This window comes from Legionella cherrii, from assembly GCF_900635815.1.
GTDB lineage: Bacteria > Pseudomonadota > Gammaproteobacteria > Legionellales > Legionellaceae > Legionella > Legionella cherrii.
The window spans coordinates 1,153,539-1,168,120 of sequence record NZ_LR134173.1; the positions used below are offsets into that span (position 1 = coordinate 1,153,539).

Here is a 14,582-nt window from a genome sequence, read left to right on the forward strand (position 1 = left end):
AAAAAGCAACTTAGCAACCCATTTAAGGCTTCTTTAATCTTTATTGAGTATAATTATGTTTAATTTACTATCATGATGTTGTTTTTATGGAAACCAACGAACATAAAAATGCTGGCGATCAAATACGCATTCAAACATTAGGCAATCGTTATCTGAAAGGTAGTAAGAATTTATCCCCAGAAAATACCAATAATTTGCGTCTTAAAATGATGCAGGAAGTTGATGGAATCCCTGTGCCGCTTGAAATGAAGTTAAGCGCTGGGGATATCGTTGCTTTAGCTGGTGATTATTATACAAAAGCAGGCTGGTGGGAACAATTACAAATTCCTGCAAAAACCGGAGATGGTACTCAAGAAAATGAGCGATTACTCCACACTCCGGTGATGCAAGCCGAAACCGATGCGTTCAAGCAAGCCTTTGATGATTTAGCCTCACCCGCTGTAACAAAAAGCGCGATCAGCCGAATTTTCGCTATCGATGGATCACGCTTTATTCCCAGCTTATTGAAACAATTAATTTATGCAGTCACTGTAAAAGAGTACGGAGCAAAATTAGCAAGCAACGAGGATCATTTTGCTCCCTGGTCATTGCGTGGGTATATTGTGGGCCATCAATCTGCCTTGGATATGGCGGAGACAGCCTATTATTGTCATCAAATTGCTGAAGGGAAAATGAGTAAAGAGGATAAAAAAATTCCTCAAGAAATTCGGGATCGATTAGCGAAAATACTCCAGCAAATCGCAATAGATCCTGCAAAATATAAACTGGTCCCTGAATCAAAAGAAGGAAAGTTAACCGAGAAAGAACTGTTTACGGAACTGGGCCATCGTTTTCATGCTATGGCAGTGGCTCGTGATTTATTTGCAATGCATTTTTATTCGGATCATTTTGCTGGAGGCCATTTGAGCCGCATGGGCGAAATGAGAAAGCTTCTTCCAAAAGAGTTCGGTGTATTGGGCAGTATCCTCGTTAATACCATGCATAATGAAGACAATAAAGACAGCGTTGCCGTTACCAATTCTTTTCAGCCTTTAAGTAGAGAGCAAGACATGATCAAGGAGGATAGCCAGGCTTATGGTGATGGAACTTATTTTAATCATGAGAATGATGCAAACGCGAACATGCTGATCAATGGGATGGATAATTCCTTGGGAGATATTGCGCGTTTAATGAAAACTGGTGAAAAGCGAGAATCTGTTGAGTACGGAGGTTTGGAATTTTTACCGCAAATCAATTACAAGGTATCTCAACCGCAACCTTTGTTGATTCAGGATCCCAATGATAAAAAAATTTATTTTCGTTCCGATGTGAAGCACATTAAGATGTTATCCCCCAATGAATATACGGAGACAACCAAAAATCCAAGCCTTCATGGATATCAAGAACTGACCCCCACGAAAGCCTTCTGGCTGGTTGTGAAACTTTGGTTGTTTCCGTTTTATTATTCACCTCAAGTTGAATTAAGTAAAAAAGAACAAGCAAAAATTCGTGATGTTGAACAAGAGAATGAGTCTGAGAACCGTCAAACTGACGTGCAGCAATCTAAATTGAGCCCAAACCCTATTCCGCAAAGCGAGAGCCATTTGTCCATGATGGGCAAATGGCGTAAAACGACCACTTCCCATTCAATTGCAAAACTAAGTTTCTTAGCCGGACCTCAAAAAGGAAATCCTGAGGAAACAATTAGCCCTGAAAATGGCGCGGTTTATTCCCAAATCAATCATTGATTGTAAAAAAATTAATAATATATTAACCTTATTGACTATTACTAATCCAGACACTCCCATAAGGCTCGTTAAAAATGAATAAGTTGATGAGTATGGTGTTGGCTGTTTTTGTTGTTACAGCCCAATTGAATTCGGCGAGCGCTAGTGATTCTTTTGCAGCACAGCCCACTTCGTGTATCAACTCCAGTTTTAGTGCAACGGGTAATTCAAATTGGCAAAACATTTCGCTTAAGTTAACGAATAATTGCGGACAAAGCGTTGATTTTCAGAATACCAAAATAACCTTTGTGGATGCCTCTTCTCTTGATACCTCATTTTGGGGCGATTTTTCTTCTTTGTCCTATCCCGATAATGTCTTGCAAATTACCTCTCAAATGCAGACAGACGGAACTTTTTTAGCAACCCTTAATTTACATTTTCCGACGACAACTGGCTCAAACAGTATCTTGCCTAAAGGTGGTTCCATTGTGCTCTATTATGGTGCACCTACAGCGGATTATGTAGCGAATAGTGTTCAAGTTTATTTAGGAGCACCTCCTAATACAGGGAGTATTGCCGTTAGTGTACCAGCGTTACCATCAGAACTAAGGGGTTATACAAATAACCCTAATGTTACCGCGACCAAGATAGACAGCGGGGCTTCAGTCAATGCCAATGCACCGTGGAATGCAGTGACTCCAATTGCACCACTTGAAAATGGCAGCTCGTACACCCTTTCTACGCCGAATATTATTTTTAATGGCACGAATTGCGCTCCTAGTTTTGTTCCTGCTTCTGTGGTGGCCGCTGAAACCCCTCCCACGGTTAATTTAACCTATGTCTGTTCTCCTGTAGCACAAGAAGCAGCAACGATCAATGTCAGCGGGGCCCCTGGATCGCTGACGCAAGTCAGTGTCACTTTGACGCCTAATGATGGTTCTGCTGCTTTGACCCAGATTGTCAATTTGACCAATGGCTCGGGCTCTGCATCCGTCTCATTGACTGCCGGGACAATCTATACTTTGTCTACCAGTGCTATCCCGGGTTATTCCGTACATTTTAGCCCGCAACCCTTGCAAGCGGCTGCCGGTGTGATTGAAACAATTACTTTTTCGCCCAGTTCAAGCAAAGTTCCTGGATGGCCAAATTATCTTGCCATGGGGGCGGTTACTGATGACTCACCTGCGACACAAACTTCATTGCAATCACGCCCAATCGATGCCATTTTCAAATACGGTGGATTAGGTGGGAATGGTGATCCAGGACAAATTGTTTATCCAATTTTTGATTTGGAAACGGCACAACAAGCACAAGCACTATCTGCCTCTTACCAGCAGCAACAATTGCCCAATAAAGTAATCCCGACAATGGTTATCTATACTGCGCAGATGAGTGGTGGCACCAGTTTTACTGACTTTGAATACACCAATATGGTGATGCACTATATCAATCTCATCATGGAGGCGCAAAAACTCCAATCATTCCAATCAGCACAGTTTAATTATCCAGGGGCGATTATCTTAAATCCGGATTTATTCGGAATGCTGCAACAAGAAAACTTATTAAACGATGCCAATACGGCGATCAGTCAAGTGCAATTGCAAAAAGCATTGCAGACTGCAGTGTGTTTTGCTACATCAACCATAGATACAAATTATGGTACGGGCTTAAATTATGAAGCATTGTTTCAGGCAATCCGCAGCAAAACTACCGATAATTGGTCGGCAATGAGCACCTGGGATACCTATAAGATGCAATATTTTAATCATTGCACTGCAAACCCTACTGTTCCTGCCTCGATTACTATTCCTGGCTTTACTAATGATTTTCCTGGCTGGGTACAATCGACTAATTGGATTATTCGGCAATTTGCACCAAATGTAACTTTTGGCTGGCAAGTGAATTTATGGGGGGTTGGTAGTTCCAATTGGGTGCATCAAAACTATGATGCAGCGACATTAAAGGCCAATGTTTCTGATCCAACAGTTGCCTTAATTGACGCGACTACTGCATATCAAGGCAATTACAAACCTGATTTTATTGTGTTTGATAAATATGAAATGGATGCGATTCCTGGGGCAGTTGGCTCAGGATATTTATTTAATGCGCGGGATTGGTTTAATGTATTGAATTACATCAACAACGTTAGCGTTTCTTTGGGTAATATTCCGGTGATGTTATGGCAAATCCCTGGAGGTCATTTACAACAAAATAATGATGTGGACCTGCGAACAAGTCATGCTTCAACCGAACCTGACTTTTTCTTTGGGGATTCATATAATCCTTTAAGCAATTTAAAGTCCTATATCCTAGGCACTTCTTTATCGAGTTCGATTTATGGTACGAGCAATATTATGGATTATTTGATGATGGATGCTCATGGGGGCAATACTTATGTTTGGCAAACAAATAATTTACAACATGCCGCCAGCAGCAATGTATTTGCCATTCTTTGGGGAGGAGGTAATACGACCAGTGTAGGTAGTTTCCCTAGTGACGATGGAGGTTGGCTTGCCAATAAAATTAATAATTACTATAAAAATCCAGTGAGCTTACCATTACGTTAGACTGCTGCATTGAATGAAGCGAACAGGCGAAAGATAGGATGGGTTGAAATGAATGGCTTTGCAATCATTAGTTTCTTTGGACAACCAAACGGTACTCAGCAAACCAAGTAGTTCTCTTGATGGCTTGACTCGTACGGAAGCCCCAAAAAGGCAGACATTGTCAGGGTTTAATGAAGTGACTCCCTTATCGTCAGCTTATTAGGGAGGCAATTCCTCATTCCACAAGCTTCAAACCTACCTCTTGAGTGTACAAAAATACCCTTAGACGATTAGACTAAAGGATTAGGATATTTTTTTAAGTAAATTTTCCCAAATTGATAAGAGGCATAATCAGTAATATGACCTACATCACGATAGATGGGAATACCATTGATGTCTGCTTTACAGATATTTTGCGTACATTGTATTTTTTTAGGGTCGATAATAATTAACTGTGGGTATTTGTTTTTCATTTTATTAAATAACTGATAAAACCATTCTCCTTCCGAAAAGGTAAAATCACACTCGTGCGGATTATAAGAAGTTCTTCGTTTTATATGTTTATAAAAACAATCATGAAAACTATTTTGCATTGTTGCTGTTGAATGAATTAACACCGGCTTTGCTCCTGAGGTGGTGATGATTGAAAGTGCCGTGTCTAAAGCGTTTTCTAGTCTTTTTAGCCCCAAGTGTAAAGAACGTTTATCACCTAACTTATTTATGATGTTATCACTGTAATAACTACCCCATAGTTGGCCAATGATTACATAATCATAATGATTATTTAGAATCATTTGGTAATATTTTTGAGTCAGCTCATAACAGAGCTGATAGTTTTGATTTTTAAAATGCCACCAATCAAAAAGATAAATGCCGGGCAAGGTTAAGCACGAAGATACGGTCTGCATTAAAATAGAGATATTTGCTGCTTGTCCTAGCTCATCCATAAAACCCCAATAATGATTGGCAAAAGAATCTCCGATCATGAGTGCTTGTTTGCTGTTTGGTTTTTTTGAACCAATACTGCATTGCATATTTATTTTACTCTGTGAATCAGTCACACATTCAGCTCTTTGTGAGCTGTTGTATTGGTTTAATTGTTGATGGATAGTTAATAGTTCACCAGTAAAACGCTGAGGAAATCCCTGGTTTTTCTTAATCATATAATCGGTCAAATGTAAGGCAATGATAGGAATTAAAAATAGCAGCATAAAAGTATAACGAAATGGCATTTGTTTCCCGCGTCTTGAGGGTTTTTCAATGAGGCGCCAGGAGAGATAGGCTAAAGCAAATGTAAGTCCGAAAGCACCTAATAAAACAGCAGGGGTTTCTACAATACCTTGATATCTCAGAAATGAAAAAATAATCCAATGCCAAATATAGAGGGAATAAGATAATAATCCTATAAATACCATAGGCTTACTGGAAAGTATTCGGCTCAATATATTCCCGGGAGCACATGCCCCTACGAGAATAAGTAATCCTGTGGCAATACAGACGGCAAAAGCATGTCCATCAGGGTAACCTGCCAAAGAGGGATTAAGCCTGGCAACATACAAAAGGGTGAGCAATGAAAGACTGCCAAATAGGTTGATAACATATTTATTGTTTACCAAAAAAGTCACCGGGATGAGGGCGACACAAGAGCCAATCAAAAACTCAAAAATTCTGCTGGAAAATAGGTAATACGTATGTGCAGGTAAGGTTCTCGCATGATACATCGAGTGGATCAAAGCGATAATAGTCAGTCCAACTATAATTGGGATCAAGTATCCTTTGGGTAAGAAACGATGCAAGCAATAGATGAGACAAGGTAAAAACAGATAACATTGCCATTCTATTGAAAGAGACCAGGTATGAAGCAAAGGAAGCTGGTATGTTTCTGGTGAAAAATATCCAGTGGTTGTTTTATCAAAAAATAAGTTAGATAAAAATAAAGAAGTTTTGCGTGCGCTTCTGCTGTAGAGAATTAAATCATCGGGCAAAAAAAACAATAATGCCAATGCGGTAGTCAAAAGAAGCAAACAAACCAATACAGGTTGTAAACGCCATAACCTTCGATTGTAAAAGTCTAAAAAGAAAAAGAACCTTTATGAACTGACTCATGGATGATGTGGGTGATAAGAAAGCCAGAGATAACAAAAAATACATCAACCCCTATAAATCCAGATGGAAAAAAGGAGATTCCTCCGTGATAAATTAAGACCAGCATAATGGCAACAGCCCGGAGTCCATCAATATCGGGTCGGTATTTCATTCGCTCTCGAACAAAAAAATAATAATGCTATCATCTCAGTTATAGTTTATCTATAACCATCGGCGTTGCAGTAAAATAGCAATGACTTGTTTCAGTGTGCGGCGTGTTTGGGAGTCAAGATAAGATGGAGTCCTCAAGTTAAAATACGCTCACTAAGCAAACGACCCTTTTCGAGAAATTCAATTGTTTTATGTGCCTTTAAGAATCATGGTAATTATCGAATATCTTACGGTACCTATGTTCAGTGCACATGCAATTTTATTGAATCAATTGTGATACTATTATTATATATAGTCTAAGTTGTTTTGATGATGGGTCCTTTAAATAGGATCCTAAGACCCAAACATACTGCTTTAGTGAGGGATAATGCATACGCTAAGGATTTTTTTTGCAATTACCTTTCCAAAGAAAATACAAATTAAATTATCCAATTGCCTAAAGCCGTTGCAAGAGACCATCCTATCGGATTATATGCGTTGGGTCCATGTTGAAAAAATGCATATTACTTTACAATTTTTAGGTAATTTACCACAAGAACAGCTCATATCTGTGACGGAATATGTGCAGGCAGCAATAAAAAACCTACCGCCATTTCAACTTGAATTGGGGCAGTTGGAGTGGTTTCCAACGGTACGACGTCCTAAAGTTCTTTCGTTAACAGTTTCAACCACAAGCTGCTTTAGCTAGGTTGTCAGATACGATCGGAAAGGCTCTGATTGCTTTGAATGTCCCAGTTGAAACTCGCCCCTTTCGGGGACATTTAACCCTGGGACGATTGATTCGGCATAAAGTACCACCCGAACTATTAGAAACAGTAAAAATGCCGAGTATTCCGCCCATGGTGGTAGATAAGATTTATCTCATCGAAAGCAGGCCAGAAAAAGGGAAACAAAATTACTATTCTTTGGCAGAGTTTGGCTTAAATAAAAAGTTGTAAACTTTATGCGTTGCTGCCTGCAAACTACTACCCATAAACACGTAACAAATATTCCATGACGGCACGTAAACCCATGACTTCGCCACCCTCTGGTTTACCCGGTTTGCTTTGTTCACTCCAGGCCATAATGTCAAAATGCAGCCAAGACGTAGTTTTGGTGATGTAACGTTGGAGAAATAATGCGGCTATAATAGCTCCTGCATAAGGATAATCACTGCAGTTAGTCATATCCGCAATCGAAGATCGCAGGAATTTTTCATAGGCAGCAAATAAGGGTAAACGCCATACCGGATCAGCCGCTTTATACGATGCATCAATGATTTCTGCGGCTAATGATTCGTTATTGGTAAAAAAAGCTGACATTTCAGTACCTACAGAAACACGAGCTGAGGAAGATAAGGTTGCGAAGTCGATCAGTAAATCAGGTTGCTCCTCACAGGCTTTGACCAAAGCATCAGCCAAAATCAAACGTCCTTCTGCATCAGTATTATCTAATTCCACGGTTAAGCCGTTGCGCATCACTAAAATATCGCCAGGTCTGTATGCATTGGGTCCAATGGCATTTTCCACAGCGGGAATAAGCAGATGTAAGCGAACAGGCAAGTTACGTGCCATAATCCATTGGGCGAGGCCTATCACATGTGCTGCACCCCCCATGTCTTTTTTCATTATGCGCATACCGTAAGCTGATTTGATATTCAGGCCTCCTGTGTCAAAACAAACCCCTTTTCCCACCAATGCAACACGAGGATATGTTTCATCTCCCCAGGTTAAAGAGAGTAAACGTGGTTCTGACTGGGCAGCACGGCCTACTGCGTGAATGGCTGGAAAATTATCACGTAACAATTCATTACCAATCCATTGCTCAAATTTTGCATTATAGGTATGGGCTAATGTTGCAACTACTTCTGCCATTTCTTGAGGACCCAGATCACTGGCCGGTTCGTTGATGAGATCACGAACGAGGAAATGTGCCTGAGCCATGTGGAGTAAATCATCAATCTTTTGCGACTCAACCACTAAGATACGAGGTGACGAAGAGTTTTTTTTGTATTTTTCAAATCGATATTGTGCCAATGCCCAATATAAGGCGGCCTCTTGCGAATAAGTCCCTTGAACTTGATAGGTGTTCGCTGGTACTAATTGAGCTGCATGGGCCATTGCCAATACCTGATTTTCATCTCCACTCCCTATATATGCTTTTTCTAATAAACCATCAGCGTTATAAAATAAGCAACAATCGCCCATCGCTCCATTAAATTGCATTTGTCCAAAATAGTTACGCTCAACTGAGGTGAATGAAGGACTTTGCTCTTCCCATTGTTTTTGGGACATGAGAAAAAGAGGGATTGGTCTGACACTATCTACTGTATAAAAGAGATCTGCTTGCATGGTTGCTCTCAATTCATTGAGTGAATGGAATTTTACAGTGCTTAAGTATCCCCAATCCAAGCGTAACCAGGGAGCTGCCTCCGCACTGAACCCTGTGCTGGGTGGAGATCTCTCGTTACGCTCATAATAAAGCGGTATCTGTAAGTCCTGTTTAATTCTTTTTTGATAATTAATTATTTATTCTGATTTATTTTTTGTCAAAGAAAAGGGGGTAAATTTTTTTGAGAAATTTTTGTGCTCAGCACATATTTCCCTAAAAATTGATATGCTTAGTAAAGATGACCTAATTTTATAGTTGGAAACTTTGACCCAATGAATATTAAGAATGAAGGAAAGCTTGCTGCGGATTCCCTGGGGATAGGTGAATCCATCATTATGGGAACGGCAGGAGCCGCGCCCGCTTTTAGTATCGCTGCTGCGACAGCAACACTTGTCGCTACGGTGGGTACTTTAGCCCCGGGAAGTATTTTATATTGTGGATTTATCATGTTCGGTATTTCCTTGGCATTCATTCACCTGAATAAAGTCATTGTCAATGCAGGGGCCTCATATGCGTGGATATCCAAAATTTTTGGAATGTATTTAGGTTTTTTTGCTGGATGGGCCGTTTTAGTTTCATCCGCTGTATTTATGGTTTCGGGATCTATTCCTGCAGCTACAGCAACTTTGTTACTTGTCGCGCCTCATTTGGTGGACAGCCCGGGGTGGGTTACTTTTACCAGCATACTCTGGATAACCATGATTTCAGCAATCGCTATTGCTGGAATAAAACCCACGGCATATCTTCAAATCTTAATGACTGGTTTTGAAGTGCTTATCTTATTTACAATTATTACTGTGGGTTTGATCAAATTTGCACATCTTCCAGCGCATCCTTTCTCATTTTCTTGGCTTTCTTTTACCAGCTTTACTCCCGAATTATTTGCAACAGGGGCATTAACCGCCGTATTTTTCTACTGGGGCTGGGATGTTACCCTGAACTTAAATGAGGAAACTAAAAATACCCGGCATGCGCCGGGGATAGGAGCCTTTTGGTCTGTATTGATTATTATATGCATCTATGTCAGTTTTGCTATTGTAACCCTCCTGGCTCTCAATGATGATGAAATAAAGCATGCAGGAACAAATGTAATTTTTGCCGTCGCAGAAAAAATAGTACCCAGTCCATGGAGTTACTTGGCAGTTCTTTGCGTGATGATCAGTACCATCGGTACCTTGCAGACTACCATTGTTCAGTTCACACGAACTTTATTTGCTGAGGCACGGGATGAAATAATTCATCCACGTTATGCGACCTTACATAAATCTCGAAATACCCCGTGGGTAGCTATTCTTTTTATCTGGTTTTTGGGAGTGATTTTATTAGTACTTTCTTCTAATTTTTCAACGGTAAACCTGATTATTAAAGATTCAGTGCATGCACTTGGTCTTTTGGTTGCCTTTTATTATTCGTTAACGGGTTTTGCTTGTGCTTGGTACCATCGGTTTTTGTGGAAAAGTAGTGCTGAATTACTCGGCTACATTATTTGGCCTACTTTTAGTGCGCTATTTTTGGTCTTTATCGCCTGCTTTAGTATCCCTAAATTCGATTTAGTGACCGATATTGTTGCATTGGGAGGTATCCTCTTGGGATTTATAGCGTTATTCATTAAAAGAGTCTCACAAAAAAAATGACTGCGAGTGAGATAGGTGCTACATGAATACAAAAGGAGTTAACTATGTTAAGACAATTTTTAAGAACATTATTTCTTTGTTTTTTTGTGTTTTTATTTTCTTTCTTTACGAGCAGGTTGGCATATTCAAACAATGAAAATCATCCAGCATTGCATACTCTGAAACCAGGAACCCTTATTGTTGCTACTTATTTTACCAATCCGCCGTTTGAATATTTAAAAAATAACCAGGAAATTGGTTTTGAAGTCGATTTAATTCGAGAAATTGCCAAAAGACTGCATTTACATCTAGAGTTTAAAAACACACAATGGGAAAAAATTATAAATGAATTGCGAGAACAGCACTATGATCTCATTATGGGAGCGATAACGATCACGAGTGGGCGCGAGAAAATAATTGCCTTTTCCAAACCCTATATGACAACTACCTTAAGTATCGTGATTAACACAAAAAAAACACCGCAGGCCAAAACGATTGCTGATTTAGGCAATCTTACTATGGGTGTACAAGCCAAAACGACTGATTTTGATATCGCCAAACAGATGCAAAAAATGGGACAAATTCGCGGAATAAAAATATATCCATTTAAAAATTTTAACCTGGCAATAGATGACTTAATCGCGGGTAGGGTTGACGCTGTGATGAAGGTATTTCCTGTAGCTTATTATTATGTTGAGCACCATCCTGAATTGAAAATTCTTGCTGCGGTCCCCAATGCACCTCAGCCATTAGGCTTTGGCATGAATCTAGCAAATCAGGAATTGGTTAACGCGGTTAATAAGGCCCAAGCAGAAATGCAAGCCGATGGGACCTATGAAAAAATATATAAGAAATGGTTTGGGGTAAGCCCAGATAAGATGTAATGGGAATAATGAAATAGGATAGGTTGGGCCAAGGGGCCGCAACCTAATATCTTTAACCCGACAATGCTCGGTTGCAATTACTGAGCAGGAGCATTATTTTTAAATCTCTGATAAATTCCAATCAATTCCGCATTACCAATAACATGTCCAGTCATTGCATTTAAAAGAATATCTCGCGTCGTCCCATCCCCCAAAGTTAATACGGTATCTAGAGCATATAATTTAAAATGATAACTATGAGCTAAACCAAAAGGAGGGCAAGGGCCTCGATATCCTAATCCACCCCAACTGTTTTTTGCATTTGCGGCTCCTGGAGGAGTCGGGCTTCCAGCTCCTAATTCTTTTACAGTGGGCGGTATGTTAAATACTATCCAGTGGGTCCAAGTACCTTCAGCTGCGTCCGGATCGTCAACAACCAGGGCCAGTGACTGTGTATTGCTTGGTACATTTTGCCAAGTTAAAGGGGGAGATTGATCCACGCCACTACATGTATATTGGTCCGGGATCATGGAATTCATTTTAAAGGCTGAGCTTTCGATAGTGAACGTATTTGCAAAACCATGACAGTGAAAAAAAGAGCATGCAAAAAACAAAAGCAGAGAAGATTTTTTCATTTTATTTTTACTCCAACCTTTAAAAAAATGCGTTAATTGAAAGGAAATGCCGCTATAAGTTGATAGATTAGAAAAACAAATGATAGTGCAGTGTTTGCTTCTCTTCAATTAAGTACTTACACATTCTTTTGAATAAAAAAATTCAGGTGCAAAGATTTTAAAGATTGATATAATTCACGCCCCTAAGTTCCGCCTAATATTTTTTCACTGAATTTAATTTATTGGCACATTGGTTTAGATGTTTCTAAATGAAGTCTAGGTTGTGGTCCTTAATAGTTGGAATGAGTTGTTTTAAAGGAAATGGTAATGCAAAAAAAAATTGAAGAACTAAGAAATGAAAAAAAAGCAGGAATGAGTATTAATGCAAGTTCTCAAGAACCACAAAACCAACAAATAATAATCAATGTTACTGATGCTGCTAATCCCTCTGAGGAACAATTAGATCAGGTCTCATTAGAAGATCAAAAAGAAGATGACGATGAAACTTTAATTACCCCAATTAATAATTCTGACAATGAAGATGAAGTTGCCTATGGACTTTGGGATGTTTTTAAATCGCTCAGTTCGCTTTCTGTTCCAATGGCGCTTTCATTTACTTTTAGCTTTGAGATTTTTTTAATTGTTGTATTGCTTAATGCACTCAGTGAAAATGAAGATGAAGCGGCTTCAGCCACATTAATTTCTACTATGATCAACACCCTTTTAGTCGTTGGTATGGCTCCTTTGTTTTCCATGAGTGTGGTTGCCAGCAATAAAATTGGTGAACTTACCGAAGCTGAAAAAGAAGGGGAGACCAACGAGGTAGTCTTACAAGAAAAGCGTGAGTATATTGCTGGCATCAATCGTAATGGTCTTTGGTTATCTGCCGTCCTCACCCCACCGATTATGGCTGGAATGATCTTTTCCAAACCTTTATTAACTACTATTTTTGGACAGAATGACCAGGTCGCAGAGATTACCCAGCATTTTTTACGAGTTTATTCACCTGCAGTAGCCGGGGTATTGACGCGAATATCCACCGAACAAATGATGTTTAGTTTTGGACGTTCTAAACCGGCAATGTTTATGGGGTTTGCAAGTCTTTTAGTGGGGACAGGCATTTCTTCCTGGCTCGGATTTGGTGGTTTAGGAGTGCCTAAGATGAGAGGAGATGGCGTTGCTATCGGTTATGTCATTGAAGCTTATCTAACTTCTTTAGCGTATGCTCTTTACTTAGCAAAACATAAAGATTTTAGTCAGTACGAATTTTTCAAGATTTTTAAAAAATTTTCCGGCCAGTTTGCACAACTTAAAGAGCTGTTGGAGATTGGTGGTTCGATTACTTTTTCTGTTGCAAGTGAAATGGCGATGTCTCTTTCAGTAAGTATCCTCTCAGGTATGTTGGGAACTAAGGAACAATCCGTCATCACTGACTTAAATCAGTATATATTCTTTAATTTCTTACTCTTAGCAGGGTTTGGGCAGGGTAATTCACAAGAACTGAATCGACTGATTGGCGCCAGAAAATACGAAAATGCAAGCAGTATGGGGAAATATGGGTTATTAACTACTCTGATTTACACTGCTCCTGTTCCTTTATTTTTTGCAGTAATGCCCGGTGTACTGGTTATGGGAAATAATCCGGGTGAAGTCAAAGATATGCTTAAATATTTGGCGCCCATTATGTCGGCTGGAGTCATTTTGGATTCGGCACGTTATAATCTATTACAGCAACTAAGGGTTTTGAAGGATCTTAGAGGGTCAACTATGATTTCAGTTTCCGCGTTATCTTTGGGAATAACGGGATCGGCGCTTCTTGGACTTAAAACGAAACTCGGGATTTATGGTGTAGTGGCAGGTTATACTGGAGGAGTTATTATCGCTCTTCCCGGATTAGCCTATAGGTGGCGCAATCGCATCAATGCTGAAAAAATACAAGAACTTGCTGAAGAAACGCCTCATGTAATTAAGTCCTCTGCCAATTGTCTGGATGGTTTTTTTTAGTCGTTTGCTCAAGATGAGATATAAAGATGAAAAAGAGAATTTGTTGGAGCATAAAGGAAAAACATATAATGCGATGGATAAAGCGCTAACTGTTTAAATGATCCATTTGGATGAATAGGGATATAAAAATGACAGTTGAATGTGTTATTGATTTAATTGTGGCAAAAAAAGAAAAATCCTTTATTGTTTTTGAAGACGAGGGGTTCATCGCCTTTTTGGACTCTCGTCCGCTTTTTCCAGGGCATACTTTATTAGCCCCAAAGATGCATATTGAAACCTTATATGATCTGCCAGACTCGATGCTATCCCCTCTCTTTTCATTAACGCAAAGAATTGGCAGAGCGGTTGAAAAAGCGATGGGCGCGGCAGGAAGTTTTATTGCAATGAATAACACCATCAGTCAAAGCATACCGCATCTTCATATCCATATCGTTCCCAGAAACAAACACGATGGGCTGAAGGGCTTTTTTTGGCCACGAACTCATTATAGGGATGAACATCATATGCATGATGTGCAAGAAAAAATTAGAAACCAGCTGCATTCTCATTAGTGGTTTTTCTTGCAATACAGGATCATTACTATATGATAAAGGAGTTAATAGACATCCCA

At 39.5% G+C, this 14,582-nt stretch carries 11 protein-coding genes and 1 pseudogene; 9 read left to right on the plus strand and 3 right to left on the minus strand.

Features of this window, described 5'->3' with window-relative positions; all coding sequences use genetic code 11:
- The first annotated feature begins 86 nt into the window (after window positions 1-86).
- From EL022_RS04920 to EL022_RS16055, 3 genes are all read left to right on the plus strand, one after another.
- Window positions 87-1,727, plus strand: a complete 1,641-nt coding sequence (locus EL022_RS04920) for a hypothetical protein (protein WP_051544534.1) — start codon at window positions 87-89, stop codon at window positions 1,725-1,727.
- Window positions 1,728-1,801: 74 nt separating this feature from the next.
- Window positions 1,802-4,273, plus strand: coding sequence for a hypothetical protein (locus tag EL022_RS04925; protein WP_126325106.1), 2,472 nt, complete (start codon window positions 1,802-1,804; stop codon window positions 4,271-4,273).
- A 52-nt stretch (window positions 4,274-4,325) separates the two neighbouring features.
- Window positions 4,326-4,475 (plus strand): hypothetical protein, encoded by a 150-nt coding sequence (locus EL022_RS16055; RefSeq protein ID WP_156413219.1) that lies wholly within the window; start codon window positions 4,326-4,328, stop codon window positions 4,473-4,475.
- A 67-nt stretch (window positions 4,476-4,542) separates the two neighbouring features.
- Here EL022_RS16055 and EL022_RS04930 read toward each other — a convergent pair.
- Window positions 4,543-6,509 (minus strand): annotated as a pseudogene (locus tag EL022_RS04930) (acyltransferase family protein).
- A gap of 366 nt (window positions 6,510-6,875) precedes the next feature.
- On the opposite strand from EL022_RS04930, the gene thpR reads away from it, so the two are divergent.
- Entirely contained in the window at window positions 6,876-7,196 is a 321-nt protein-coding gene (thpR, locus tag EL022_RS16285) for an RNA 2',3'-cyclic phosphodiesterase (protein WP_241972246.1), read from the plus strand.
- A gap of 34 nt (window positions 7,197-7,230) precedes the next feature.
- Window positions 7,231-7,446, plus strand: a complete 216-nt coding sequence (locus EL022_RS16290) for a 2'-5' RNA ligase family protein (protein ID WP_241972247.1) — start codon at window positions 7,231-7,233, stop codon at window positions 7,444-7,446.
- A 27-nt stretch (window positions 7,447-7,473) separates the two neighbouring features.
- Here the strand turns inward: EL022_RS16290 and EL022_RS04940 are convergent, their stop codons facing one another.
- Window positions 7,474-8,838, minus strand: a complete 1,365-nt coding sequence (locus tag EL022_RS04940) for a leucyl aminopeptidase family protein (RefSeq protein WP_028382642.1) — start codon at window positions 8,836-8,838, stop codon at window positions 7,474-7,476.
- Between the two features lie 312 nt (window positions 8,839-9,150).
- On the opposite strand from EL022_RS04940, the gene EL022_RS04945 reads away from it, so the two are divergent.
- Window positions 9,151-10,512 carry an APC family permease gene (locus tag EL022_RS04945; RefSeq protein ID WP_028382643.1) on the plus strand — a complete coding sequence of 454 codons (1,362 nt, stop codon included), beginning with the start codon at window positions 9,151-9,153 and terminating at the stop codon, window positions 10,510-10,512.
- Window positions 10,513-10,556: 44 nt separating this feature from the next.
- Entirely contained in the window at window positions 10,557-11,375 is an 819-nt protein-coding gene (locus tag EL022_RS04950) for an ABC transporter substrate-binding protein (RefSeq protein WP_028382644.1), read from the plus strand.
- A gap of 77 nt (window positions 11,376-11,452) precedes the next feature.
- On the opposite strand, the gene EL022_RS04955 is transcribed toward EL022_RS04950, so the two are convergent.
- A complete protein-coding gene (locus EL022_RS04955) occupies window positions 11,453-11,989 on the minus strand; it encodes a YbhB/YbcL family Raf kinase inhibitor-like protein (protein WP_028382645.1) in 537 nt (178 codons plus the stop codon).
- A gap of 306 nt (window positions 11,990-12,295) precedes the next feature.
- Between EL022_RS04955 and EL022_RS04960 the strand changes: the two genes are divergently transcribed.
- Together EL022_RS04960 and EL022_RS04965 are read left to right on the plus strand one after the other, a co-directional pair.
- The gene (locus tag EL022_RS04960) at window positions 12,296-13,972 is read left to right on the plus strand and encodes an MATE family efflux transporter (protein WP_164715636.1); all 1,677 of its coding nucleotides are present in this window, start codon (window positions 12,296-12,298) and stop codon (window positions 13,970-13,972) included.
- 128 nt (window positions 13,973-14,100) lie between these two features.
- The gene (locus tag EL022_RS04965) at window positions 14,101-14,523 is read left to right on the plus strand and encodes an HIT family protein (protein WP_028382647.1); all 423 of its coding nucleotides are present in this window, start codon (window positions 14,101-14,103) and stop codon (window positions 14,521-14,523) included.
- The last annotated feature ends 59 nt before the right edge of the window (window positions 14,524-14,582 follow it).

Coding starts and splice junctions, on each gene's coding strand:
- EL022_RS04960 (WP_164715636.1), top strand. CDS start 12,296: ATGCAAAAAAAAATTGAAGAACTAAGAAATGAAAAAAAAGCAGGAATG.
- EL022_RS04920 (WP_051544534.1), top strand. CDS start 87: ATGGAAACCAACGAACATAAAAATGCTGGCGATCAAATACGCATTCAA.
- EL022_RS16055 (WP_156413219.1), top strand. CDS start 4,326: ATGGCTTTGCAATCATTAGTTTCTTTGGACAACCAAACGGTACTCAGC.
- EL022_RS04955 (WP_028382645.1), bottom strand. CDS start 11,989: ATGAAAAAATCTTCTCTGCTTTTGTTTTTTGCATGCTCTTTTTTTCAC.
- EL022_RS04950 (WP_028382644.1), top strand. CDS start 10,557: ATGTTAAGACAATTTTTAAGAACATTATTTCTTTGTTTTTTTGTGTTT.
- EL022_RS04945 (WP_028382643.1), top strand. CDS start 9,151: ATGAATATTAAGAATGAAGGAAAGCTTGCTGCGGATTCCCTGGGGATA.
- EL022_RS04925 (WP_126325106.1), top strand. CDS start 1,802: ATGAATAAGTTGATGAGTATGGTGTTGGCTGTTTTTGTTGTTACAGCC.
- thpR (WP_241972246.1), top strand. CDS start 6,876: ATGCATACGCTAAGGATTTTTTTTGCAATTACCTTTCCAAAGAAAATA.
- EL022_RS04965 (WP_028382647.1), top strand. CDS start 14,101: ATGACAGTTGAATGTGTTATTGATTTAATTGTGGCAAAAAAAGAAAAA.
- EL022_RS04940 (WP_028382642.1), bottom strand. CDS start 8,838: ATGCAAGCAGATCTCTTTTATACAGTAGATAGTGTCAGACCAATCCCT.